The sequence below is a fragment of the Streptococcus suis genome (assembly GCF_017601095.1).
GTDB lineage: Bacteria > Bacillota > Bacilli > Lactobacillales > Streptococcaceae > Streptococcus > Streptococcus suis_Z.
Map to the genome: position 1 here is coordinate 233,516 of NZ_JAGFUX010000002.1, position 24,599 is coordinate 258,114.

At 41.5% G+C, this 24,599-nt stretch carries 23 protein-coding genes, 3 tRNA genes and 1 other annotated feature; of the genes, 9 read left to right on the forward strand and 17 right to left on the reverse strand.

The genetic code is table 11. The features are described 5' to 3' along the window. Positions 1–7: 7 nt before the first annotated feature. Entirely contained in the window at positions 8–679 is a 672-nt protein-coding gene (gene sdaAB, locus J5566_RS02650) for an L-serine ammonia-lyase, iron-sulfur-dependent subunit beta (protein ID WP_024379555.1), read from the forward strand. Positions 680–691: 12 nt separating this feature from the next. Next, positions 692–1,564, forward strand: coding sequence for an L-serine ammonia-lyase, iron-sulfur-dependent, subunit alpha (sdaAA, locus tag J5566_RS02655; protein ID WP_208561950.1), 873 nt, complete (start codon positions 692–694; stop codon positions 1,562–1,564). 40 nt (positions 1,565–1,604) lie between these two features. On the opposite strand, the gene J5566_RS02660 is transcribed toward sdaAA, so the two are convergent. The 11 genes from J5566_RS02660 to yfmF form a co-directional block, all read right to left on the reverse strand. Next, a complete protein-coding gene (locus J5566_RS02660) occupies positions 1,605–2,255 on the reverse strand; it encodes a hypothetical protein (protein ID WP_208561951.1) in 651 nt (216 codons plus the stop codon). Positions 2,256–2,374: 119 nt separating this feature from the next. Then, a complete protein-coding gene (locus J5566_RS02665; protein ID WP_208561952.1) occupies positions 2,375–3,043 on the reverse strand; it encodes a response regulator transcription factor in 669 nt (222 codons plus the stop codon). A 3-nt stretch (positions 3,044–3,046) separates the two neighbouring features. After that, positions 3,047–4,423, reverse strand: a complete 1,377-nt coding sequence (locus J5566_RS02670; protein ID WP_208561953.1) for a sensor histidine kinase — start codon at positions 4,421–4,423, stop codon at positions 3,047–3,049. Positions 4,424–4,567: 144 nt separating this feature from the next. Then, the gene (locus J5566_RS02675; protein ID WP_208561988.1) at positions 4,568–5,110 is read right to left on the reverse strand and encodes a LysM peptidoglycan-binding domain-containing protein; all 543 of its coding nucleotides are present in this window, start codon (positions 5,108–5,110) and stop codon (positions 4,568–4,570) included. Positions 5,111–5,239: 129 nt separating this feature from the next. Continuing rightward, positions 5,240–6,034 (reverse strand): energy-coupling factor transporter transmembrane component T family protein, encoded by a 795-nt coding sequence (locus tag J5566_RS02680; protein ID WP_208561954.1) that lies wholly within the window; start codon positions 6,032–6,034, stop codon positions 5,240–5,242. Beyond that, positions 6,027–6,869, reverse strand: coding sequence for an energy-coupling factor transporter ATPase (locus J5566_RS02685; RefSeq protein ID WP_208561955.1), 843 nt, complete (start codon positions 6,867–6,869; stop codon positions 6,027–6,029). The genes J5566_RS02680 and J5566_RS02685 overlap by 8 nt, the downstream gene beginning before the upstream one ends. Beyond that, on the reverse strand, positions 6,845–7,681 hold the full coding sequence (locus J5566_RS02690; protein WP_208561956.1) for an energy-coupling factor ABC transporter ATP-binding protein: 837 nt from the start codon (positions 7,679–7,681) through the stop codon (positions 6,845–6,847). Before J5566_RS02690 ends, J5566_RS02685 begins: the two co-directional genes overlap by 25 nt. Beyond that, a complete protein-coding gene (gene pgsA / locus J5566_RS02695) occupies positions 7,681–8,220 on the reverse strand; it encodes a CDP-diacylglycerol--glycerol-3-phosphate 3-phosphatidyltransferase (RefSeq protein WP_208561957.1) in 540 nt (179 codons plus the stop codon). The genes J5566_RS02690 and pgsA overlap by 1 nt, the downstream gene beginning before the upstream one ends. A 10-nt stretch (positions 8,221–8,230) precedes the next feature. Next, positions 8,231–9,082, reverse strand: a complete 852-nt coding sequence (locus J5566_RS02700) for a helix-turn-helix domain-containing protein (RefSeq protein WP_208561958.1) — start codon at positions 9,080–9,082, stop codon at positions 8,231–8,233. A 73-nt stretch (positions 9,083–9,155) separates the two neighbouring features. Beyond that, on the reverse strand, positions 9,156–10,433 hold the full coding sequence (yfmH, locus tag J5566_RS02705; protein WP_208561959.1) for an EF-P 5-aminopentanol modification-associated protein YfmH: 1,278 nt from the start codon (positions 10,431–10,433) through the stop codon (positions 9,156–9,158). Further along, positions 10,430–11,683, reverse strand: coding sequence for an EF-P 5-aminopentanol modification-associated protein YfmF (gene yfmF / locus J5566_RS02710; RefSeq protein WP_208561960.1), 1,254 nt, complete (start codon positions 11,681–11,683; stop codon positions 10,430–10,432). Before yfmF ends, yfmH begins: the two co-directional genes overlap by 4 nt. 77 nt (positions 11,684–11,760) lie before the next feature. Between yfmF and yaaA the strand changes: the two genes are divergently transcribed. Then, positions 11,761–12,171, forward strand: coding sequence for a S4 domain-containing protein YaaA (gene yaaA, locus J5566_RS02715; protein ID WP_208561961.1), 411 nt, complete (start codon positions 11,761–11,763; stop codon positions 12,169–12,171). 1 nt (position 12,172) lies between these two features. After that, positions 12,173–13,267, forward strand: a complete 1,095-nt coding sequence (recF, locus tag J5566_RS02720) for a DNA replication/repair protein RecF (protein ID WP_208561962.1) — start codon at positions 12,173–12,175, stop codon at positions 13,265–13,267. A gap of 71 nt (positions 13,268–13,338) precedes the next feature. Here recF and guaB read toward each other — a convergent pair whose 3' ends face one another. Both guaB and trpS read right to left on the reverse strand, forming a co-directional pair. Beyond that, positions 13,339–14,820: an IMP dehydrogenase gene (gene guaB, locus J5566_RS02725; protein ID WP_208561963.1), complete on the reverse strand. Its 1,482-nt coding sequence runs from the start codon at positions 14,818–14,820 to the stop codon at positions 13,339–13,341. Positions 14,821–15,040: 220 nt separating this feature from the next. After that, positions 15,041–16,066, reverse strand: a complete 1,026-nt coding sequence (trpS, locus tag J5566_RS02730; RefSeq protein WP_208561964.1) for a tryptophan--tRNA ligase — start codon at positions 16,064–16,066, stop codon at positions 15,041–15,043. A gap of 52 nt (positions 16,067–16,118) precedes the next feature. Further along, positions 16,119–16,321, reverse strand: a binding site (T-box leader). A gap of 109 nt (positions 16,322–16,430) precedes the next feature. Here trpS and J5566_RS02735 point away from each other — a divergent pair. The 3 genes from J5566_RS02735 (at position 16,431) to J5566_RS02745 (ending at position 21,618) form a co-directional block, all read left to right on the forward strand. Further along, a complete protein-coding gene (locus tag J5566_RS02735; protein ID WP_208561965.1) occupies positions 16,431–17,294 on the forward strand; it encodes a YitT family protein in 864 nt (287 codons plus the stop codon). Between the two features lie 63 nt (positions 17,295–17,357). Then, positions 17,358–18,980, forward strand: a complete 1,623-nt coding sequence (locus J5566_RS02740) for an ATP-binding cassette domain-containing protein (RefSeq protein WP_172043797.1) — start codon at positions 17,358–17,360, stop codon at positions 18,978–18,980. A gap of 43 nt (positions 18,981–19,023) precedes the next feature. Further along, a complete protein-coding gene (locus J5566_RS02745; RefSeq protein WP_208561966.1) occupies positions 19,024–21,618 on the forward strand; it encodes a YfhO family protein in 2,595 nt (864 codons plus the stop codon). Positions 21,619–21,715: 97 nt separating this feature from the next. Here J5566_RS02745 and J5566_RS02750 read toward each other — a convergent pair. Next, a tRNA-Asn gene (locus J5566_RS02750) sits at positions 21,716–21,788 on the reverse strand. A gap of 5 nt (positions 21,789–21,793) precedes the next feature. After that, a tRNA-Glu gene (locus J5566_RS02755) sits at positions 21,794–21,865 on the reverse strand. Between the two features lie 111 nt (positions 21,866–21,976). Between J5566_RS02755 and J5566_RS02760 the strand changes: the two genes are divergently transcribed. Beyond that, positions 21,977–22,050 (forward strand) — tRNA-Arg (locus J5566_RS02760). A gap of 12 nt (positions 22,051–22,062) precedes the next feature. On the opposite strand, the gene J5566_RS02765 is transcribed toward J5566_RS02760, so the two are convergent. Continuing rightward, complete coding sequence (locus J5566_RS02765; RefSeq protein WP_208561967.1) at positions 22,063–22,737, reverse strand: YoaK family protein; 675 nt, start codon at positions 22,735–22,737, stop codon at positions 22,063–22,065. 32 nt (positions 22,738–22,769) lie between these two features. Next, positions 22,770–23,249, reverse strand: a complete 480-nt coding sequence (gene rlmH, locus J5566_RS02770) for a 23S rRNA (pseudouridine(1915)-N(3))-methyltransferase RlmH (protein WP_208561968.1) — start codon at positions 23,247–23,249, stop codon at positions 22,770–22,772. Positions 23,250–23,398: 149 nt separating this feature from the next. Between rlmH and J5566_RS02775 the strand changes: the two genes are divergently transcribed. Then, positions 23,399–24,598, forward strand: a complete 1,200-nt coding sequence (locus J5566_RS02775; RefSeq protein ID WP_208561989.1) for a S1C family serine protease — start codon at positions 23,399–23,401, stop codon at positions 24,596–24,598. Position 24,599 lies beyond the last annotated feature (1 nt).

Sequence of the window (24,599 nt, forward strand, 5' to 3'; positions counted from 1 at the left end):
GATAGTTATGACAAATTTAAAATTTCAATCGGTCTTTGATATTATCGGGCCTGTTATGATTGGACCTTCTTCCAGCCATACGGCTGGAGCGGTCCGCATTGGAAAAATAGTGTCTTCCATCTTTGGTGATGAACCAACCGAGGTCGAATTTCAACTTTACAATTCTTTTGCCAAAACCTATCGTGGACACGGTACGGATGTGGCCTTGGTAGCAGGCATTTTAGGCATGGATACAGACGACCCACGCATTCCTGACTCTCTTGATATTGCAAGAGAACGAGGCATTAAGGTTTACTGGCGTGTCAACAAGGACAGCAATACTCCCCATCCCAATACCACCCGAATCATCATTAAAAATGACAAAAAGTCCATCTCAGCAACGGGCGTTTCCATTGGCGGAGGCAATATCCAAGTGACTGAGCTTAATGGTTTCTCTGTCAACCTCAATATGAATACTCCGACTATTATCATCGTTCACCAGGATGTTCCAGGTATGATTGCCAAGGTAACTGACATCTTATCAAAATACAACATCAATATTGCTCAAATGAACGTGACACGTGAACAGGCTGGCGAAAAAGCTATTATGATTATCGAAGTGGATGCTCGCCAGTGTGAAAATTCTATTGCAGAAATTGAAAAAATTCCCCATCTGCACAATGTTACCTTCTTCAACTAGAAAGAGAAAGACATGTTTTATACTATCGAAGAATTAGTTCAGCAAGCCGAACAGTTTTCTGGCAATGTAGCTGAACTCATGATTGCGACTGAAATTGAATTGACAGGGCGTAGCCGAGAAGAAATCTTGACAATCATGTCAAGAAACTTGACAGTCATGAAAGCGTCGATTGTTGACGGATTAACAGAAAGCAAGTCCGTTTCTGGATTGACAGGTGGTGACGCTGCCAAGTTGGACGCTTATATGAAAAAGGGCAAGACGCTGTCTGATTCCTCTATCCTATCGGCAGCAAGAAATGCTATGGCTGTCAATGAGTTGAACGCCAAAATGGGCTTGGTCTGTGCCACCCCAACTGCTGGCTCTGCTGGTTGCTTGCCTGCCGTTCTTGGTGTTGCTATTGACAAGTTAAGCTTGACAGAAGAGCAACAACTTGACTTCCTCTTTACAGCTGGAGCCTTCGGTCTAGTTATCGCCAACAACGCCTCCATCTCTGGAGCAGAAGGAGGCTGTCAGGCAGAAGTTGGCTCTGCCTCTGCTATGTCAGCAGCGGCATTAACCCTTGCTGCTGGAGGAAGTCCCTACCAGGCTAGTCAAGCTATCTGCTTTGTCATTAAAAATATGCTGGGACTGATTTGTGACCCAGTCGCAGGTCTGGTAGAAGTCCCATGTGTCAAACGAAATGCAATGGGAGCAAGCTATGCCATGGTAGCTGCTGATATGGCATTGGCAGGAATTGAATCAAAAATTCCTGTAGATGAGGTTATCAATGCCATGTACCAAGTGGGCTCTGCCCTACCAACTGCCTTCCGTGAAACTGCCGAAGGAGGCCTGGCTGCTACACCAACTGGTCGCCGATTGGCACAAGAAATCTTCGGAGAAAGTTGACAATCCTGTCAAGACAAAAAGGACCTCTACGGTCCTTTTCTTATTGTTTTGTAAAGCTGATTTTATCCAAGGTCGTGTCGTTGGTATCAACTTCTGTCAAGGTCAAGGTTGATCCACTTAAACTATAGGTATCCGCTTCGCCATCGATATAGGCAATTTTTTTCTCAAGGTCCAAAACGACTAATTCACTATCTTGTTCCCCATCATTGTCAACTTCAACCAGGCTACCCTGATTGCCTTTGATGGTCAAGGTATACGTATCATTTCCGACCGTAGCCGTATAAGTACCATCTAACTCTGAACTCTCAACCAGGGTAATGCCATAATTTGCTGCAACTTGCTCAGCTGTGATTGCTGTTGTAGTTGTTGAAGAAGCTGCTGTTGTACTACTTGATGCTGTTAAGCTAGAGCTTGCAACAACTGACTGGGCTGTGGTGACTTGATTATCATCATCGTCTGATAGACCAAGGCTCTGTTCAACTTGAGTTTCTAAAGCATCCAAACGATTTTCATATATTTCAGCTGCGACAAATCCACCTGTTACCAAGAGTAGAGCCCCTGCTGAAAGCAAGATGATTGATTTTTTACTCATCTTATTTACTTTTGTTTTTAAACTGGTTAGGAGAGATGCTTTTTCTTCCGTTTGCACTTCTTGCTCGATAATTTGCTTGTTTTCGTTTTGGTTTTCCATTTGTGTTTCCTCTTTTTTACGATTTTCTTCAGCTCTTTGCTGATAAGTCTATTATAGAGGACAATTCTCAACACTTTAGGTAAAGTTTCTAAACAGTTTCTAAACAAATTCGAAAGAATTTATGCATTTAGCCGGTAACCTGCTCCCCAAACCGTTTCAATCAAATCTGCTCCCAGCTTATCCCTCAATCGATTGATATGGACCGTTACTGTTGCACTATCGCCTACATAGTCATAGCCCCAGATTGTCTCAAACAGTTGATCTTTTGAAAAGACCCGGTTGGGATGTTGAGCTAGGTGGGCAAGTAATTCAAACTCCCTATTGGGCAACTTGATCGGCTGCCCTGCTTTTTCCACCTTCCAACTCTCCAAATAAATCACCAAATCACCAACCCGCAGTTCCTTCTCCTCTTTGGTAGGTTGTAGACGTTGGTAGCGGGTCAAATGGGCTTTCACACGCGCAACCAACTCCATGGGATCAAAGGGTTTGCTAATATAGTCATCTGCTCCTAAGCCTAAACCTCGCACGACATCCATAGTTTCTTGCTTAGATGTTACCATCAGGATGGGAAAATCTACTTGGTTGCGGAGGTCGCGGCAAATATCATAGCCTGTTTTGTTAGGGAGCATGACATCTAAAAGTAAAAGATTGTAGGTTTCGGTTCGAATCTGCTCTTCGACTAGTGCACCATCGGCTACGACATCAACTTGATACCCCTGCATTTCCAAATAATCTCGCTCAAGCTGTGCAATTTCGATATCATCTTCAGCAATCAATATACGTGTCATTTCTTATCCTTTCTTAGGTAGACGAATGGTAAAGGTCAAGCCAGTCTTATTTTCAACCACGATTGTGCCACCTAGACGATGCACAATATTGTTTACAATTGAGAGTCCTAGTCCATGTCCATCCACTTGCTGACGGGCCTGATCCACCCTATAAAATTCTGTAAAGAGTTTGTCTAGCTGGTCCTTAGAAACTCCTTGTCCGTTATCAGCAAAAGTCCAAACCACTTGATTGTCCTCACTAGTACCTGTAATGGTCAACAAGAGCGGACTAGTATTGGCATATTTTCGTGCATTATCTACCAGATTATCCAAAATCCGTCTAAACTGGACGGGGTCCATTTCTACTGGTAATTCTCCCGCCACTTCTAGACGGAAATCAACCGCTTCATCTGCCAATTCTGCCTTCTTCTCGCTGATATAAGCTTTAAAAAACTCCCGCAAATCGACTTCTACTGTATCGAATGGCAATTTATCGGTCTCTAGTTGAGAGAAAACGAACAATTTTTCCAACAATTTCTCCATGACCAATGATTTCTGATAGATAATGGTCATGTAATTCTGCCGTTTTTCTTCTGTGTTGGCAACTCCGTCTAAAATTCCCTTGGCATAGCCTTTAATCGATGTGAGAGGTGTCCGTAAATCATGAGAAATATCCGCTACCATCTGGGTCCGATTTTGTTCGTACAGACGATTTTTCTCTTGAGCCTCCAACAAACTTGTCTGCATTTGGTTGAAACCTTCTGTCAATTCTTCAAATTCTCGATCACCGCTATAATCTAGATTTTCCTGATAATTTCCCTTGCGAATCCGCTCAACCCCCTTGTGGAGTTCATCCATCGGTTTCATAATGGCCTGCAGAATGCGTCTGGTAACCATCAAATTCAAGGTCAAAATGACTGCAATACCAGAGCCACCCATTACTGCAATTTGTAACAAGAAGGTCTGGAATTCCCTAGCGTCTTGTTGGTCTTCCGTATCTTCAATTACCGCATAGAGGGAGACTGTTTGCCCCTGCGTTTCCAACTGCCTAGTGATTACAATTTCCTCATCAATGTAGGTCAAATGAGTAGTCTCGCTAATTGCAACAGCCGTGACTTCCTCTACATCTTCCTGGATATTGGAAAACAAAATAAAGCCGTCACTCTCCACATAGAGCTGAGCCCCTCCACTTGCTAGTTTCTCTGCTAGAGCCACATAATCTGTTCCCGAGAATTCTTCAATGCTGGTTTGACTCATTGCTGTTTTCTGGCTTGTGGACAATAAACTACTCCGATTCAGGTAAATGTTATTGACAACAAAGACACTGATGGCCAACATGGCAAGCAGAGAAATCCCTAACATCAGCATATTAAGACGAAAAATCCGTTTTTGTAAATTCATGTGCCACTTTCTTCCTTAATTTTTCAACATTATAAGCAAAATCCACCTATTTGTAAAGTTTTCTTACTTCAAAAAAGCTAGGACAGGCAATTGCCTGTCCTAGCTATCTCATCCTAGAATATCTCATACACACTTCTGGTTAGCTTAATACCAACCATTTGCCAACCAAAATTGATAGGCAGCTGACCAAGAACCGTAGCGGTTTGCTACATAGGCATCTGCCACACGTTCTTGGTTTTCAGGTGAATAGTCACCATTCAAATAGGTATTGGTCAACTGATAGCGACCATAATAAATTCCGTTCTGTGCAGTGTAGCTGCCGCCAGATTCCTTTTGGGCAATCCATTCTTTGGCAGCTGCATCTTCTGCACTTAGGTTAGAAGAGTAGCTGGTAGTCGTTGCCACAGTCGCTTCGCTACTTGTTTCAGTAGTAGCTGTCTGTGTAGTTGCTTCCGATTCACCGATTTCTAACACTTGACCAACGGATATCAGATTTTTATCCGCGATTTTATTTTCCTCTACCAAGGCTTCAACACTGGTTTTGTACTGAAGAGCAATTTTAGAAAGCGTATCGCCTGCTTGAACTGTATAGGTTTCTGCACTAACAAGACCTGCTGTTGCTAAAGATAGAGTTGCAACCGCTCCTGTTAGAATGGGTTTTAGGTTTGATTTTAGTGAAAAATTCATCATAAAAAGTTTCCTTTCTTTCAACTGCTCCTATCATACGCCTCCTTTATTACCTTTGGATGTAGAATTTGTAACAAATGTTACAGTTGAATTGGAATTGGACTAAAAAAACGCTTTACAAAGCGCTTTTTAACTTTTTAAAATGAATAAGACCGCACTGATTCCAAGCATAACTAGAATAGCGAGACTATCTAAGTAAGTCCATTTGAGAACACGATACTTGGTTCTTCCCTCTCCTCCTTGGTAGCCACGAGCTTCCATTGCCGTTGCTAAGGCGTATGCACGTTTAAAACTAGATGCAAATAGTGGAATCAAAATCGGAATCACAGATTTGACCTTTTGAATCAAATTACCTTCTCCAAAATCAACACCACGCGCCCGCTGTGCATTCATAATGCGTGTCGTATCATCCATCAAGGTCGGTACAAAACGCAAACTCATGGACAGCATCAAGCCAATTTCATGGACAGGAACCTTGAATCGTGCCAAAGGTGCCAAGCCGGTCTCAATGCCATCTGCCAAACTCAAGGGCGTGGTTGTCAAGGTCAGGAGGGTTGAAAAAATGATAATTAATACGAACCGTGCAAAAATGATGGCTGCCTGAGTCACTCCATGTTCGGTCAATTGGAAAATCCAAAATTGCCAGTAAATCCTACCGCCACCTGTAAAGAATAATTGAAAGAAAGTGGTAAAGAGAATAATCCCAATCATGGGCCTCACACCATTCAAGAAAAAGGAAAACTTAATGGAAGACAAACCAATCAGACCGAAGACAAATCCGATTAAAACCAGATTGGTGACCAAATTATTGGCCCAAAAAATCACCAACAAAAAGAGAAACATAGCCAAGAGTTTACTACGCGGATCTAGTCGATGTAGGAGAGAATCGCCTGGAATATAGCGACCCAAAATAAGTTTATCCACCTGACACCACCTCCCTAAATTCGTCTATTGTAATCGGCAATTGTTCAAAAACAAACCCCCGACCTTCTAAATTAGCCGCAAATTTTGTAATTTTTGGAACACCTAATTTGATAGACTCCAAGAACTCAACCTGCTGAAAAACCTCTTTGGGCTGACCAGATAACACCAATTTTCCCTTGTCCATCACATAGACATAATCAGCGAAATCAGCGACATCATCCATCACATGCGTCACCAAAATAATGGTCATCCCTTCTTGATGCAATTGTTTAAAAATCGCCATCAACTCGCGTCTTCCCAAGGGATCTAGACCAGCTGTTGGTTCATCCAAGACCAGATAGTCCGGTTCCATAGCCAAAATTCCTGCAATCGCGACCCTGCGCATCTGCCCGCCTGACAATTCAAAGGGACTTCTCTCAAACAGTTCTTTCCCAATACCAACCAAAGCCAGTTTTTCTGCTGCAATAGCCTGAGCTTCTTCTTCTGAAATACCAAAATTCTGTGGTCCAAATGCTACATCCTTCAAAACTGTTTCATCAAAGACTTGACTTTCTGGAAATTGAAAAACCAAACCAACCTTTTTCCGAATATGCTTAATATCCTTGGTTTTTGATCCAGCAAGGATTTCCACACCATCTACCAATACACTACCACTTGTTGGCACATGCAAGCCATTTAATAGCTGTAGAATTGTGGATTTTCCTGATCCTGTGTGCCCAATCAAGGCAGTATAGGAACCCTCTTTGATTTCCAAATCCACACCAAATAGGGCACGACCTTCAAAAGGCGTCCCTGCCTGGTAGATATAGCTTACATCTTGGAGATTAATTCCCATACTTCTTCTTCCAATTCTTCTTCCGTAAAATAGCCTGATGGTAGGGCAAGGCCTGCCTGCCGCATTTTTTCTGCTAACTGGACTGAGAAAGGTGCTTCCAAACCAAGTTGATTCAAATCAGACCGTAAAAATAGTTGACCAGGGCTACTGATGGACTCAATTTGCCCTTTCTTCATTACAATAACGCGGTCACTCAAGGCAACTTCATCTAGATCATGCGTGATGGACAGTACCGTAATCTTGTACTTTTCTTTTATTCTTTGAACAACCTTTATCAGCTCTAGGCGACCTTCAGGATCCAGCATGCTGGTTGCTTCATCCAAAATCATAATAGCTGGACGCAGGGCAACAACTCCAGCAAGGGCGACCCGTTGTTTTTGACCACCGGATAGTCTGGCAGGTTCCTTGGTTTTAAATTCAGACATCCCAACCAACTCTAAGGCTTCTTGAACTCTTTCGCGCATTTCTTCGAGGGGAACACCTTGGTTTTCCAAACCAAAAGCAACATCATCCTCAACAGTTGCCCCTACAAATTGGTTGTCAGGATTTTGAAAGACCATTCCAATCTGCCGACGCTTTTCCCAAACATTGTCTGGGGTCAATAGATCGCCTGAAATATAGATTTCACCCTGATTGGCTTCCAAAAGCCCATCAATCAAGCGTACCGTCGTTGATTTCCCTGATCCGTTGTGACCAATAATCGACAACCATTCTCCTTGTTTCACGTGAAACGAGACCTTATCCAATGTCCAAAATGGGGCATCTTCTTCATATTTGTAGGATAAATCTTTTACTTGAATTATTTCTGTCATTACTTAAACGTGTCCTTAAATAAGAAAGACGCTCCTTTGAAATAGTCATAACCCGAATACAAGGTAAAGAATAGAGCTACATACAGAGTGATTTGCCCCAATAACTGCCACTGCAAGAGGAGGAAAATGATAGCAAACATTTGCGAAAATGTCTTAATTTTACCAGGCATAGCTGCTGCCAAAACCGTCCCACCATTTTCCACTAATAGCAGACGCAGGCCTGTCACTGCCAACTCACGGCAGATGATAATCGCAACCACCCAGGCTGGAGCTAGGGACAGCTCCACCAGCATGATAAAGGCAGTCATCACTAAAATCTTATCAGCCATCGGATCAGCAAACTTACCGAAATTCGTTACAACCTTCCATTTCCGTGCCAGGTAGCCATCTAGATAATCTGTCGCACTAGCCAAAGCAAAGAGAAGGGCAGCAAAGGCCATCCCCGCTCCTGACTGCCATAGGGTAAGACTAATAATAAAAATTGGGATAATTGCAATGCGACCTAAGGTAAGGGCATTGGGAATATTTTCTTTTTTCATATAAATTCCTTTATTCTAGGGTCAAAACCAGACTAGCAGCTGTGTCATTCAATGAGGATGTATCAACCTTCTGACCAGCAATTGTCACTTCAACACCGTCCACAACGCCTAAAACAAGTTCTGCTGCTGTGCTTCCTTGGTAAATTGTTGCTTCTACCTTAGGATTCTCTGGACTCAACGTCACCCCACCAGCGATATCTGAATTGGAAAGACTAACCCAGCTAGTTGCATCTGTAACGAATAGTGTGACTGTTACCGCTGTTTCTTGATGAGGTATTGTCACATAGAGGACTTGGCCACCTCCAGAACTGGTCAAACTTGTCGTTGAACTAGTTGTAGTCGAACTAGATGTCGCACTAGTTGAACTGGAACTGTTCGAAGGAGTGCTTGATGCTGTTGAGGAGCTTGAAGTTGACACCACATATGAAGAGGAAGTCTGTTGATTCACCAACAATTGCATCTGATAACGCTGATAGACGACATAGGTCACAAAAATTAAAATCATCAAAGCAGACAAAAGCAGATAAACCAGCGGTAAAAAAGACTTGCCATTTCGCTTGGTTTTCTGACGTCTCCGCCATTTGTGCTCAATATCCACTTCTTCACCAGCCTCAAAATACTGGACAAGACTTTGGTGTTCAAAAGCATCTACCAAGACATCTGCATCCAAGTCCAAAACATCTGCATAAGAGCGCAAGACAGAAATCGTCGTCTCTTCATCCGGCAGATAATCAAAATCATTGTATTCTAAAGCCTGTAAATAATTGGGGTGAATTTCTGTCATTCGTTGCACTTCCGCCAAAGACCAGTCATGACTTTCCCGTGCAGAACGCAATACTTCACCGATACTTTTTTGCCTCATAGTAACCTCGCACATTCTCTAGTTTCAATACAATATTGTAACAAAAATCACCAAAAAATTCGATGATTGGTACCTAACTTTTTGGAAAAATCGTGAAATCTGCAAGGCTAGCCTCTTTAAGAAAGTTCCTACCAATTTTCCTGACCATATCCAAATCAATTTCAGCTAAAATCCTAGGAAAATCAATAGAATCTACTGAAAAAGGGAACTGTTCAGACAGATAGGTCCCGAGAAATTCAACCGAGTTTACCGACTGTAAAAATTGTCCCAACCATTCTCTCTTGATCAATTCGAGATGCTCTTGGCTGAAATCCTTACTTTTTTCAAACGAAAACAAGGTTTTACGAATCGCAGAAGCCATAGAAATCGGCTCCGCCGTATCCCCACTAATCACCAAATAGTGATAAGAAGGATGGACATCAACATAAAATTGAAAAGAAGAATCGATTTTTCCCTCTCGGTACCAATCTTGATAGCACTCTGACGTCCAACCAATAAGAAGAGCCAAAAAGAGACGCAGACCCAGTCGATAGGTCGGTAACTCTTGAATAGATTGTGGCGCCAAACTTCGCATACCAAAAGCCAACTTCGGTGTCGCCACATCCAACTCTACATGACTATGCGCGACTGGGCCTTTTGTTTCAAAATGATGAAGTTGACAACCATTGGCAAGGGAAGTCTGTTTAGGCATCTCATAGGTTCTTAAAAATGCTTCAATATCTTTGACATCCATATCTCCTATACAAACCAAATTCATCTTGTTAGGCTGGTAAAAATAACTGTAAACTTCTTGTAAAGTTTGTACATCGATTTTTTGAATGGAGTCAACGGTTCCCGCAATATCAACTGCTAAGGGACTCTCTGGAAACAGGCTTCCTACGATACCGAGATGTAGTCGATGATCAGGATCATCCAGATACATCTCAATTTCCTGCTCGATGACTGCCAGTTCCCTTTCAACTGTCTCTTGTGTAAAACCTGGTGTCAGAACCAGTTGCAATAAAAGTGCAAGAGATTCCTTGGTCTCACCCGTAGTAGAATAAAAATAACTGGTCTGTGTTTGACTGGTAAAAGCGTTTACCTGGCTACTAAGAAGGGCAAATTCCTTCACCATGTCTCTCTTATCTGGCATATCAAACAGACTATGCTCTAAAAAATGTGCCATCCCTGCAGGAATAACTTTTCCATTTTCCTTGACAAGTGTGTCAACCGAACCAAACTGACAGGTTAGAATCCCGTAAGATTCCTGTATTCCCTTTTTAGGTAATAACCATACTGTCAACCCATTGTCAAGTTCAAAACTACTTATTTTCTCCTGTGTAAAGGATAGAGAGATTTGTTTTGTTTTCATGAATCTACCCCTTCTAAAAAATAAATGGCTTGTAAACGAATTGGTTGCACCAAGTTGACAACATCCTCAATCGTCACAGCCTCTATAGAAGCAATCCAGTCCTTCAAATCAATCGATTTCAGCTGAAAGAGTTCCTTTCGATACAAGAGTTCCATCTCATGATCTTGACTATCGCGACCAAGTTTGGCTGCAGCAATCAATAATTTTTTCGTCATACTAAGCTCTTCTTCCCCAATCTTCCCCTTTTTAATGGCTAGTAAAGATTGGTGGACTGCCTTCATCACGGGTAAACGATTGGAGCGATCGATTCCTGCTGTAACTTTCAATAAACCTGTAAAGATAGATAGAGAACTGTCAATGCTATAAGCCAGCCCTTTTGTTTCACGAATATCCATAAATAGCTTGCTGTGAGCCATACCACCAAACAAACCATTGAAAACAAGTAAGGCAGGATATTGGTCATCTCTGTAAATGACCTGTAAAGGATATGCCAATTCCAAGATTGATTGGTTAACCTCCTTACGTACCACCCGCTCCTTAATAATGACAGATTTCTCTTGTTTATAAGTCGGAACAAGTTTTGGATTTCGGTAGCCGAAATCCATTGCTTCCACGAAATCAATCATACGTTGACGATCAAACCGACCTGTAAAAAAGAAGTCAATCCGATCTGATTTTAGCATATTTCGATAGGTCTGGTAAGTCGAGTGGGCACTAGTCTCTGCAACCAAGTCAGGAGTTGCGTAAGACGGCAATTTTATTTCTTCCTCTTGATAAAAAAGATCGCTAATCCCTCGATCAGCCAGATAAAAACTATCCTCCTCTTCTGACAGTAAAAAGGATAAGAGGTTCTTTTTTTCAATTTCAAAGAGTTGAGAATCAAATTCCTTTCTCTTCTTCAAGGGTCTAAAAAGACTGGCACGAAGTAGCTCCAGTAGTTCCTCTGTGACATCACATTTGTCTGGTAAAAAGTCTGACTGAACATAGGTCAAATTGAAATCAACGAGGTGGTTATTTCCCATCTTAGAGACCTGAGTTTGGAGCTGACTTCCGTATAATTTCGCCAACCGTCTTCTCAGTTGCAAAGGATTTGGAAAATCTTGGTTTGCCTGCTCCAACATATTAGCTACTAAAACCCTATCTGCAATACTAGAAGACTGTAAAGGTGCTGTAAAGCGAACCTTGATTGTATTGGTTGTAAACTGTTTACTTTCGATAAAATGAAGAAAAACACCTTCTTGAATTTTCATCTTTACTCTCTTTCTTTTGCTTGCCCTCCATTATACCATTTTGTGGTATAATATTCTGAAACGAGGTAAGAGAATATATGGAATACAAACTTTTTGATGACTACATCACCCTACAATCTTTATTAAAAACAACAGGCTTGTTGCACTCTGGAGGAGCTATCAAATCCTTCTTAGCTGAAAACAAAGTCTTGGTCAATGGCCAGGAAGAAAATCGACGTGGTAAAAAGTTAAGAGTCGGAAATCATGTAGAACTACCAGAACAAGCTAAAACAATCACCATAGTGTCTCCAAGTCCAGAAGAAATCCAAGAACATGAGAATGATCTTGCTGAGAAAACGCGCGTAGCAGCGATTGTGAAGGAAATGAACAAGCAAAACAAATTGCAAAAACAAGCAAAGACTGGAAAAAGACAAGTAAGGGCTCCGAAGCAAACAAAAAATACCTCAAAACAAACTGACAGAAGACCTGTCCGCTTCCCAGGTACCTAATATGTGGCTAAAATCCCTACAATTGCAACATTTTCGCAACTATGAGCAACTGACCATTGATTTCCATCAGGGGCTAAATGTCTTTTTGGGGCAAAATGCCCAAGGTAAGACCAATATCCTAGAAGCAATCTACTTCCTAGCACTCACACGCAGTCACCGGACAAGAACAGACAAGGATCTTCTCCAATTCAATCAGTCCACCCTTAGTTTACAAGGAGCCTTGGAACGCACTAGCGGAACCATCCCTCTAGACATTCATTTGACAGAGAAGGGCCGCATCACTAAAGTCAATCATCTCAAACAATCCAAACTTTCCGATTACATCGGTAATATGAACGTTGTCTTGTTTGCACCAGAAGATTTACAGCTGATTAAAGGAGCGCCAGCCCTTCGAAGAAAATTTATGGATGTAGAACTGGGCCAAATCAAACCTATCTATCTATCTGACTTGACCAACTACAACCATACGCTCAAACAGCGCAATGCCTACCTAAAATCCACTGACAAAGTAGACGAAACCTTTCTATCTGTACTTGACCAGCAGCTAGCTGAATTTGGCAGTCGTGTCATCCGACACAGACTTGATTTCCTCAAAAAACTAGAGGAATTTGGAAACAGGAAAGTTCAGGAAATATCTGGCAGTCGGGAGGAATTGACAATCGAATACCAAGCCTCAATCGGATTGACAGAAGGTGTCAATTTAATTGACACCTTCTTGACAGAACTAAATAAATCTCGTAAACGTGATTTATTTAAGAAAAATACAGGAGTTGGACCACATCGGGATGATGTAGCTTTCTTTATAAATGGAATGAATGCCCATTATGGTAGCCAAGGTCAGCACCGCAGTCTCGTTCTGTCGCTCAAACTGGCTGAGATCGAACTGATGAAGGAAGTCACACGAGAATACCCCATTCTACTCTTAGATGATGTGATGAGCGAGTTAGACAATAATCGCCAAATCAAACTACTCGAAACCATTACAGATACCATTCAAACATTTATTACGACGACATCCTTGGATCATTTACATCAGCTACCTGATCGTTTAAAAATCTTCCATATTGAGTCAGGTAAGGTTACTGAGTCTGAATAACAGCTATTTACATATCTGTCAATTTTGTTTACAAAACAATAAAGGCCCTGTCAAGCAGGGCCTTTATTGTTTTATTGTACTGAATAGTTTGGAGCTTCGTTTGTGATTTGAACATCGTGTGGGTGGCTTTCTTTCAAACCAGCCCCTGACATTTCGATGAATTGAGCATTTTCATGCAATTCAGTCAAGTTACCAGCACCCACATAGCCCATACCTGAGCGAAGGCCACCAACCATTTGGAAAATCATATCTGCAACAGAACCTTTATAGGCTACACGTCCTTCAATTCCTTCTGGAACAAGCTTATTGGCTTCATTGACAGATGCTTGGAAGTAGCGGTCTTTTGAACCTTGTTTCATGGCTGCAATTGAGCCCATACCACGATAGGTCTTAAACTTACGACCTTGGAAGATTTCAGTTTCACCTGGTGCTTCATCTGTTCCTGCAAACATAGAACCAAGCATTACGGCATGACCGCCAGCTGCAAGTGCCTTGACAATATCTCCAGAATATTTGATACCACCATCAGCGATAATCGTTTTACCATATTCACGCGCAACACCAGCTGCATCATAGATAGCTGTCACTTGCGGTACACCGACACCGGCGATGACACGAGTGGTACAGATTGAACCTGGTCCAATTCCGACCTTCACAACATCTACACCTGCTTCATAAAGAGCACGAGCTCCTTCAGCTGTAGCAATATTACCTGCAATCAAGGTACGATTAGGGAAATGTTCACGGATTTCTTTGATCTTACGCAAAACACCAGCTGAGTGACCATGAGCTGTATCAATGACAATCGCATCTGCACCTGCTTCAAAGAGAGCTTCTGCACGTTCAAAGGTATCAGAAGTCACACCAACCGCACCAGCAACCAAAAGACGACCAAATTCATCCTTGGCAGCATTTGGGAACTCAATCACTTTTTCAATATCCTTGATAGTAATCAAGCCAGACAAACGGCCATTTTCATCGACCAAAGGTAATTTTTCAATACGGTGCTTGTGAAGAATTGCCTCAGCAGTCGCTAAATCTGTTCCAACTGGCGCTGTTACCAAACCATCACTAGTCATATTTGTGGAAATTGGCTGTGAGTAATCCGAAATAAAACGCATATCACGGTTGGTAATAATCCCGACCAACTTGCGATTTTCCATGGTTTCTACGATTGGCACACCTGAGATACGGTAGGTCCCCATAAGTTTCTCCGCTTCAGCGATAGTGTGCTCAGGGGTCAAGAAGAATGGATCAATGATAACACCATTTTCAGAACGTTTTACTTTACGAACTTCTTCAGCCTGCTCTGCAATGGACATATTCTTATGGATAACGCCCAAACCACCAGCACGCGCCATAGCAATGGCCATTTTGCTATCCGTTACTGTATCCATAGCCGCAGAAATAATCGGAAGATTAAGTGTCAAGTTTGGTGCTAACTGCGTTTTCAAATCAATATCATGTGGCAATACATGACTTTCAGCAGGAATGAGTAATACATCGTCGAAGGTAAAGCCTTTTTTCAAAAATTTAGTGTCCCAGTTTGACATTTTCTTCCTCTTTTCTTTAATTAATGTTTGGTTTTTATTTTATTTATGATAACATTTTGAAATCATTTGTCAATCATTATTCGCTTTAATCTCTTATTAGATAAAAATTCAGAAAATTCATTCCTACTTTCTTTTAGAAAATCGAACGTTTGGTTTTTACTTACTTTTAAAAAGCATGAAAAAAGCAACGTTTTTCAACATTGCCCTTTCATTGTTAATCTTATTTAAAATAGTTAATTCCCATAGCATCCTTGACTTGATCGAGAGTGGTTGCTGCAACCTGACGAGCTTTTTGGCTGCCTGCTTCTAACATAGCATATACTTGTCCCATGTCTTTGGCAAACTCCAGACGGCGTTCACGGATTGGCCCCAACTCACGTTCTAAAATGTCAAGAAGATAGCATTTGGTCTTGACATCTCCCAAACCACCACGCTGGTAGTGCTCCTTCATGGCCTCAATCTCAGCCCTATCTTCTTCACGGCCGAACACATCGAGGTAGTGGAAGACCATATTTCCTTCAATCTTACCTGGGTCTTCAACACGAATGTGGTTTGGATCTGTGTACATGGACATGACTTTCTTTTTGAGTGTATCCATGTCATCTGCCAGATAAATCCCATTTCCAAGGGACTTGGACATTTTAGCGTTGCCGTCCAAACCTGGTAAGCGACCAGCTGCCTCATTTTCAGGATAAATGCCCTCCGGTTCTACCAAAATATCAGTCTGGTAAGCATGGTTAAAGCTACGAACGATTTCGCGGGTCTGCTCAATCATTGGTTTCTGGTCATTTCCAACAGGTACAAAATTTGCCTTGAAAGCTGTAATATCTGCCGCTTGAGAAACAGGATAAACCAAGAAACCTGCTGGAATTCCTTCGCCAAATCCCTTCTGAGCAATCTCTGTCTTCACTGTCGGATTGCGTTCCAAACGAGCCACTGATACCAAGTTCATGTAGTACATGGTCAATTCTGCTAATTCAGGAATTTGACTTTGGATGAAAATGGTTGTCTTAGCTGGATCAAGGCCTGCCGCTAGGTAATCAAGGGCAACATTTCCAACGGATTCAACAATCTTCTGCGGGTCTTTAGCATGGTCTGTCAGGGCTTGCTGGTCTGCTAGAAAGACAAAAAGCTCATGCTGCCCTGCATTTTGCAAGAGAACACGATTTTTCAAAGAGCCAACATAATGGCCGATATGGAGTTTACCTGTTGGACGGTCTCCCGTCAAAATAATTGGTTTGGTCATTTTCTCACCTCATTTTATGATTTTGATAGAAAAAAGCCCCGCACAGAAACTGTGCGAGGGCGTCTAGGACACGGTGCCACCTCACTTAAGAGCAGTTGCTCCTATCTCTATGCACATAAGGCCTGCTAGCCGAATCCTTATTGGTTCGAATTCATTGAAAATCAGTCCATTCACCAATCACCATTACCTGTTTGCAGCGACCACAAGCTCTCTAAAAATGGAGGATTACCTACTCTTCTGATTGAATACCATTATACCGCTTCAAATTTAGAAAGTCAATACTTCCAAGCCTTGACGAGACCGTCTGAATCAGCGATAATAGAGATTGAGTTTAGTAAGAAAAAAAGGTGAGGTATTGCGACCTATGCAACAAAAACTAAAAGACTTTGCACTTGTGACAGCTGGTTCCATCGTCATGGCTATTGGGTTCAATAGTCTATTTTTAGGAAATAATATCGTATCTGGTGGCGTTGGAGGGTTGGCTATTGCCCTCAACAAACTCTTGGGCTGGAATCCTTCTGATTTTGTCCTTTATAGCAACATTCCCCTCTTGATTCTTTGTTGGATTTTTTTAGGAAAATCTGTATTCATCAAAACCGTTTACGGTTCCTTGATTTATCCATTTTGTATCAAGTTGACAGCAGGTTTACCAACCTTGACAGACAATATCTTTCTCGCAGCTATTTTCGGTGGCATCATTATCGGATTTGGACTCGGATTGGTCTTCCTTGGGAATTCTTCCACTGGAGGAACAGGTATTGTCATTCAATTACTCCACAAATACACTCCACTTCCCCTTAGTCTTGCAATGTCAATCAGCGATGGTATAGTAGTCGGGCTTGGTTTTATCGCCTTTGATCCAGACACCGTCATGTACTCGATTTTGGCACTAATGACCATTACCTATGTTATCAACCGTATGATGTCGGGTACAGAATCTTCTCGAAACGTCATGATTATTTCAGAAAAATTTCCTGAGATTAAACAATACATTACACAAACAGCAGACCGTGGTGTGACCGAACTTCCTGTTGTCGGTGGGTTTACAGGCAAGGAAAAACGCATGCTGATGACCACTATTTCCATCCATGAATTTCAGAAGATTGAAACAGCAGTTTTAAGCATCGATCAAACCGCCTTTATGGTAGTCATGCCTGCCAGCCAAGTTCGTGGCCGTGGTTTTAGCTTACAAAAAAACTACGATCAAGACATTTTAATTCCAATGTAATTCATTGAAAATTCACCCACTTTCTAGTAAAATGAATCCAATAGATAGAATATAGGAGAAACTATGCTTACAGTATCAGACGTGTCGCTCCGTTTTAGCGACCGCAAATTATTTGACGATGTCAACATTAAGTTTACAGCTGGAAACACCTACGGCTTAATCGGTGCCAATGGTGCTGGTAAATCAACTTTCTTGAAAATTCTTGCTGGTGATATTGAACCATCGACAGGCCATATCTCACTTGGTCCAGACGAACGCCTTTCTGTGCTACGTCAGAACCATTTCGACTACGAAGATGAGCGCGTGATTGACGTTGTTATCATGGGGAATGAGCAACTTTACAGCATCATGAAAGAAAAAGATGCCATTTACATGAAGGAAGATTTTTCTGATGAAGATGGTGTCCGTGCTGCTGAATTAGAAGGTGAATTTGCTGAACTTGGTGGTTGGGAAGCTGAAAGTGAAGCTTCACAATTACTCCAAAACCTTAATATTTCAGAAGACCTTCACTACCAAAACATGAGTGAATTGACCAACGGTGAGAAGGTTAAGGTTCTCTTGGCCAAGGCACTTTTTGGTAAACCAGATGTTCTTCTTTTGGACGAGCCAACCAACGGTCTGGATATCCAATCCATCAACTGGCTTGAAGATTTCTTGATTGACTTTGAAAATACAGTTATCGTCGTATCCCATGACCGCCACTTCTTGAACAAGGTATGTACCCACATGGCTGACCTTGACTTTGGAAAAATCAAGATTTTCGTTGGTAACTACGACTTCTGGAAACAATCCAGTGAATTGGCAGCCCGTCTGCAAGCAGACCGTAACGCAAAAGCAGAAGAAAAAATCAAAGAATTGCAAGAATTCGTTGCCCGTTTCTCTGCCAATGCTTCAAAATCCAAACAAGCCACCTCTCGTAAAAAGATGTTGGATAAAATCGAGTTGGAAGAAATCATTCCTTCAAGCCGTAAGTATCCATTTATCAACTTCAAGGCAGAACGTGAGATTGGTAACGACCTCTTAACAGTTGAAAACTTGAAAGTTGTCATTGATGGCGAGACCATTTTGGACAATATCAGCTTTATCCTACGTCCAGGTGACAAGACTGCTCTCATTGGTCAAAATGACATCCAAACAACTGCCCTCATTCGTGCTCTTATGGGAGATATCGAATACGAAGGAACCGTCAAATGGGGTGTTACAACCAGCCAATCTTACCTTCCAAAAGACAACAGCCGTGACTTCGATAGCAATGAGTCTATTCTGGACTGGCTTCGTAACTTTGCCAGCAAAGAAGAAGACGATAATACCTTCTTGCGTGGCTTCTTGGGCCGCATGCTCTTCTCAGGTGATGAGGTTAACAAACCTGTCAACGTCCTATCAGGAGGCGAAAAGGTGCGCGTGATGCTATCAAAACTTATGCTCCTCAAGTCAAATGTCTTGGTATTGGATGACCCAACCAACCACTTGGACTTGGAATCTATTTCCAGTCTGAACGATGGTTTGAAGGCCTTCAAAGAGTCCATCATCTTTGCCAGCCACGACCACGAATTTATTCAAACCCTTGCCAACCACATCATCGTTATTTCCAAAAATGGCGTCATCGATCGTATTGATGAAACCTATGATGAATTCCTAGAAAATGCTGAAGTACAAGCAAAAGTACAGGAATTGTGGAAGGCCTAAAAAATAGAACCAAGGCGAGTCAGCTCGCCTTTTCTTATAAACTATGAAAAAAAAATTAAAAAAATATCCAACATTCCTTCCATATTTCCTTTCATTTTTCCTACCTGCAGCTATTATGGTAGCTATTTTAGCAAGCAAGGGAATCTGGTGGGGCAGTGATACAACCATTTTGGCTAGCGATGGCTTTCATCAGTATGTCATTTTCCATCAAGCCCTTCGGAATGCCCTACATGGAGATGGCTCTCTATTCTATACCTTTACAAGCGGACTCGGTCTAAATTTCTATGCCCTCTCCTCTTATTATTTAGGTTCTTTTCTTTCTCCACTCGTTTTTTTCTTCGACTTGGAGACTATGCCAGATGCCATCTACCTGTTAACCATTGTCAAGTTTGGCTTGATAGGACTGTCAACCTACTTTAGTCTAAAACAATGTTATAGAAAACTTCTGACAGGTCTCTTACTACTACTGTCAACTAGCTTTTCCTTAATGAGTTTTGCGACCAGTCAGTTAGAAATCTCTGTTTGGCTAGATGTCTTTATCTTAGCACCATTAATTTTATTGGGCTTGCACTGGTTGATTCAAGGAAAGGGAAGAAAACTCTACTACCTTGCCCTCACCTGCCTTTTTGTTCAAAACTACTACTTTGGCTATATGATGGCACTCTTTCTCTGCTTATGGTTCCTAGCTCAAGTTAGCTGGCAGCCAAGCCATTGGAAGAAAAATTGTCTAGACTTTACCCTGATCTCACTCTTAGCTGCCCTAACCAGTCTCATCATGTTGTTACCAACCTACCTAGATTTAAAAACACACGGTGAAACCTTTACAGAGTTGTCAAGAACGTTTACAGAAAACTCCTGGTATCTTGACATCATTGCCAAGAATCTAGTGGGAGCCTTTGATACCACAAAATTTGGCTCCATTCCAATGATCTCTGTTGGACTTTTTCCTTTAATTGCAGCCCTTTGTTTCTTTACAATCTCTACAATCCCAGGTCGGGTTAAACTCGCTTATGCTAGTGTATTTGCTGTCCTCATCGCTAGTTTCTATTTGCAATTCTTAGACTTACTATGGCAGGGAATGCACGCGCCAAATATGTTTCTTCATCGCTATGCTTGGCTCTTTTCTCTTTTACTAATCTTTACCGCAGCTGCTGCCTTAAACAAGGCTTCTGATATTTCGAAATCAGCTGTCTATGCTATTTTTAGCTTCTTACTAGCAGGTATCGGAGCAACCTATTTATTCAGAGAACATTATGCATTTTTAGAGACTGTCAACTTCCTTTACACCCTTGAATTTCTTTTCGCCTATGCAGTTCTTTTCTGGGTCTTGGTTCATCGAAAACTTTCTTTCCAGCTCTTTGCTCTGTCTAGCTTACTATTTAGTCTTCTGGAAATCTCTCTACACTCCTACTATCAAGTGACTGGACTAGCCAATGAATGGCATTTTCCAAGCCGTTCCAATTATGAAGAGCAGTTGACAGATATTGACAAACTTGTCAACTATACAAAAGAAGAGCATGAAGACTTCTATCGGATGGAAAGACTGTCGCCACAAACTGGTAATGATAGTATGAAATTCAACTATAACGGGATTTCACAGTTTTCTTCTATACGAAACCGATCCTCCAGCTCTGTTCTGGATAAATTGGGCTTCCGTTCAGATGGAACCAATCTGAACCTCCGTTACCAAAATAATACCATCATTGCAGATAGTCTATTTGGTATTCGTTACAATTTAGATGAAACAAATCCTGAGAAGTTTGGCTTTCTTTTCGAAAAAAGTTTGGACACCATTAGTCTCTATGAAAATCAATATGCACAAGGACTTGCCATTCTTACAGAGGGTGTTTACACTGATTTTGATATGACTAAGATGACCTTGGATAACCAAACCAACTTCCTTAATCAGCTGACTGGACTTGAGCTCCGTTATTTCTATCCTATCTCTATCCTAGCTTCTAGCAATACAGAGGTCTTAGAAAATCGTGTGACTGTCAATCAAGTTGATGGGCAAGAAATGGCTTCAGCTACCTATACACTCCAGGTGCCTGCGAATAGCCAGGTCTATCTCAATTTGCCACACCTAACCTTTACCAACAGCAACTCAGAATCCATCCAAATTTCTATTGCTAGTACTAGCCTGCAGTATGGAATTGACAATAGCTTCTCCTTCTTTAACGTAGGCTATTTCCAAGAAGAGCAAGAAATCACTGTCACCCTCTCCTTCCCTCAAAATAGCCAGGTTTCTTATGACCAACCTCAATTTTTCCAACTACATACCCAGAACTTTCTTGAAGCTGTCCAAATTTTACAAGAAAAGGACATTACAACAACAGTTTCAGGTAATCAGGTAGACATCTCCTACACGAGTCAAGAAGAGGCATCCGTCCTCTTGACCCTGCCTTATGATAAGGGTTGGTCTGCTACACTGGATGGTCAACCTGTCACAATCAAAAAAGCACAAGGTGGCTTTATGAAAATAGATGTCCCTGCTGGTCAAGGCAAACTCCAACTGACCTTCATACCACAAGGATTTTTCCTGGGACTAGGACTCTCTATTCTGGGACTGCTTGGTTTTATGCTCTATGAATGGCGGAGAAGAAAATGGAAACAGGCACTTGTAAACCCTCAGACCTAGTCTTTTCATCCCCATGATTCACCAAAAAAGAGGTCGAATAATTCGACCTCTTTTCAATCTCCACAAATGAAAAAGAAAAGCACCTCATGGTGCACTACTCCGCCAACAGGGCTCGAACCTGTGACATCATGATTAACAGTCATGCGCTCTACCGACTGAGCTATGGCGGATGATATAGTCCGTACGGGATTCGAACCCGTGTTACCGCCGTGAAAAGGCGGTGTCTTAACCCCTTGACCAACGGACCATAATCAGAACAATATCTAGTATAATCTATTCAAAATTCTTTGTCAACACTTTTTTTGATTTTTCTCAACTTGACATCCAATGTTCTTTGATGTACAATGAAAGAGTTGTAGGTTCCATAGCTCAGCTGGATAGAGCATTCGCCTTCTAAGCGAACGGTCGCAGGTTCGAATCCTGCTGGAATCAAAAAAAGAGTCTTCATTTTGAAGGCTCTTTTCGTTTTTCCATCCATAATTGATAGTTGATAAAGAGGGCAGGTACCAAGAGAAAATAAAGGGCCGCTTCATTAAAGCGAGTGGAAAGCTGGGTCGATACCATGACGCCAAAAATAAAAGAAAGAATTGTATAAAAAATAGCTAAGCCCTGTTTCCGATTAGTTACATTCTTTTCCATCACTCCCTTAAACCAAAGGTAGGATGCATTTTTTACATTTCCAGTCATCATAACATTGGCATAGGGATGTCCTCTTAGGTTTCGAAAACTTTCAACCTGAATAGAAGCTGCAAAAGCAAGGATGGCAATCGTAAAAAGCGGGGGAAAGAGATGTGTCAATAAACAATCCAATAATAGCAAACCTGTAATAACTAGGCTAGATGAAAAATGCCATGGCCATTTGCGTTCCACAAAGGCCCTCTTCATTAGATAGGTAAACCATTGTCCCAGACAGAAAAAAATAATGGGTACCAAAAAACTAAAGGCCTGGTAGAGATTTCCTAAGGCCAGATGATAGGCTAAGTAGATAACATTTCCTGATTGCACACCAGCAAATCGCCCTTCTTGGGTCAAGTAAGTAAAGGTATTCAGATAGCCACTCATAAAGGTCAAACTCAGGGCAATCCGCAATCCTTCATAGACTCGATATGTTTTTTTCATTTCCTAAACTCTTCCTGGTTTCACGTGAAACCTTACTTATGGTAAGGACTTCCTTGTTGAATCATAAATGCTCGATAGATTTGCTCCACCAAAACAAGTTTCATCAACTGATGGGGCAGGGTCAGTTTTCCAAAGCTCAACAACAAATTCGCTCTGCTTTTTACAGAAGGAGCCAAACCAAGGCTGCCTCCAATCACAAAACTAATAGTCGAGTAGCCTTGCAAGGTAGCACTGGCCAACTGTTTACTAAAATCCTCTGAGGGAAATTGTTTTCCTTCGATAGCTAATACAACAACAAAATCCCGTTCTCCAATTTTAGGAAGAATCCGGTCTGCTTCTTTTTTCAGAATGGCCTGGTTTTCTGCTGAACTTGCCTTATCCGGTGTCTTTTCATCAGCTAACTCAATTAGTTCTAGCTGGGCAAAACGAGAAATTCGCTTACTGTACTCAGCCAAGCCATCTTTTAAATATTTTTCTTTTAGTTTTCCAACGCTAATCACTTTTACTTTCATATATCTAGTGTACCACAAACTCAGAGTACTGGACTGATAAATATTAAACTTGCTTGTCCACAAAAGTTATCCACAGCTTGTGGATTGCATTTTTGAGCATTTAAGTTATAATTAAGAAAACGGTTATATGATTAAGAAAACCTTAAGAAATATGGAGGAGTACTTATATGAAAAAATACCTCAAATATATCATTTTATTCCTATTTGGTTTTGGTGGTGGCTTGGCTGGTGCCTTAACGATTGGTCTTTTCCAAGGGAATTCATCTAATCAACAGACTGGTACGACCCAGGTCAGCACAGTCAGCTATGATAATGAAACCTCTGTTACCCAGGCTGTGGAAAACGTACAAGACGCTGTTGTGTCAGTCATCAACTACCAACAGGCAAGCTCCTCAACATTTTCTTCAATTTTTGGAGCAAATGTTGCAAGTTCAGATGAATTAGAAGTTGCTGGTGAAGGTTCTGGAGTAATCTATAAAAAAGATGGCGATGTAGCGTATATTGTTACCAATAATCATGTAATTGATGGGGCTGAAAAAATTGAAATCTTGTTGGCCTCTGGTGAAAAAATCCAAGGGGAGCTAGTCGGATCGGATACCTATTCTGATCTAGCCGTTATCAAAATTTCTTCTGATAAAGTGACAACAGTAGCAAGCTTTGCAGATTCTGATACCATTCAAGTTGGAGAAGTTGCGATTGCTATTGGTAGCCCACTCGGTAGTGTCTATGCCAACTCTGTGACGCAGGGAATAGTCTCTAGTCTAAGTCGTACGGTCACTTCACAAACTGATGATGGTCAGACTATTTCAACAAACGCCATCCAAACCGATACAGCCATTAACCCAGGTAACTCAGGTGGTCCTTTGGTTAATATTCAAGGACAGGTTATCGGAATCAACTCAAGCAAGATTACATCTAGTTCAACTTCTGGACTTGGGGTTTCTGTCGAAGGGATGGGATTTGCAATTCCTTCAAATGATGTGGTCACTATTATCAATCAACTAGAAAGTACTGGCAAGGTCACACGCCCAGCTCTCGGTGTTCATATGGTTAACTTGACAGATCTCTCAACTAGTCAGTTAGCAAGTGCTGGTCTCGAAAATCTCTCCATTACATCAGGGGTTGTTATCGTTTCTACACAAGCAGGGCTTCCTGCTGATGGGATATTGAAGCAATATGATGTTATTACAGAAATCGATGGCCAAGCAATTGAAAATAATAGCGATTTACAAAGTGCTCTTTATAAACACAGTATTGGTGATAGCATAGAAGTAACATTCTATCGCAACAATAAGAAACAAACTGTTACCATCAAGTTGACACACTCAACAGAAGACTTGACAGAATAGT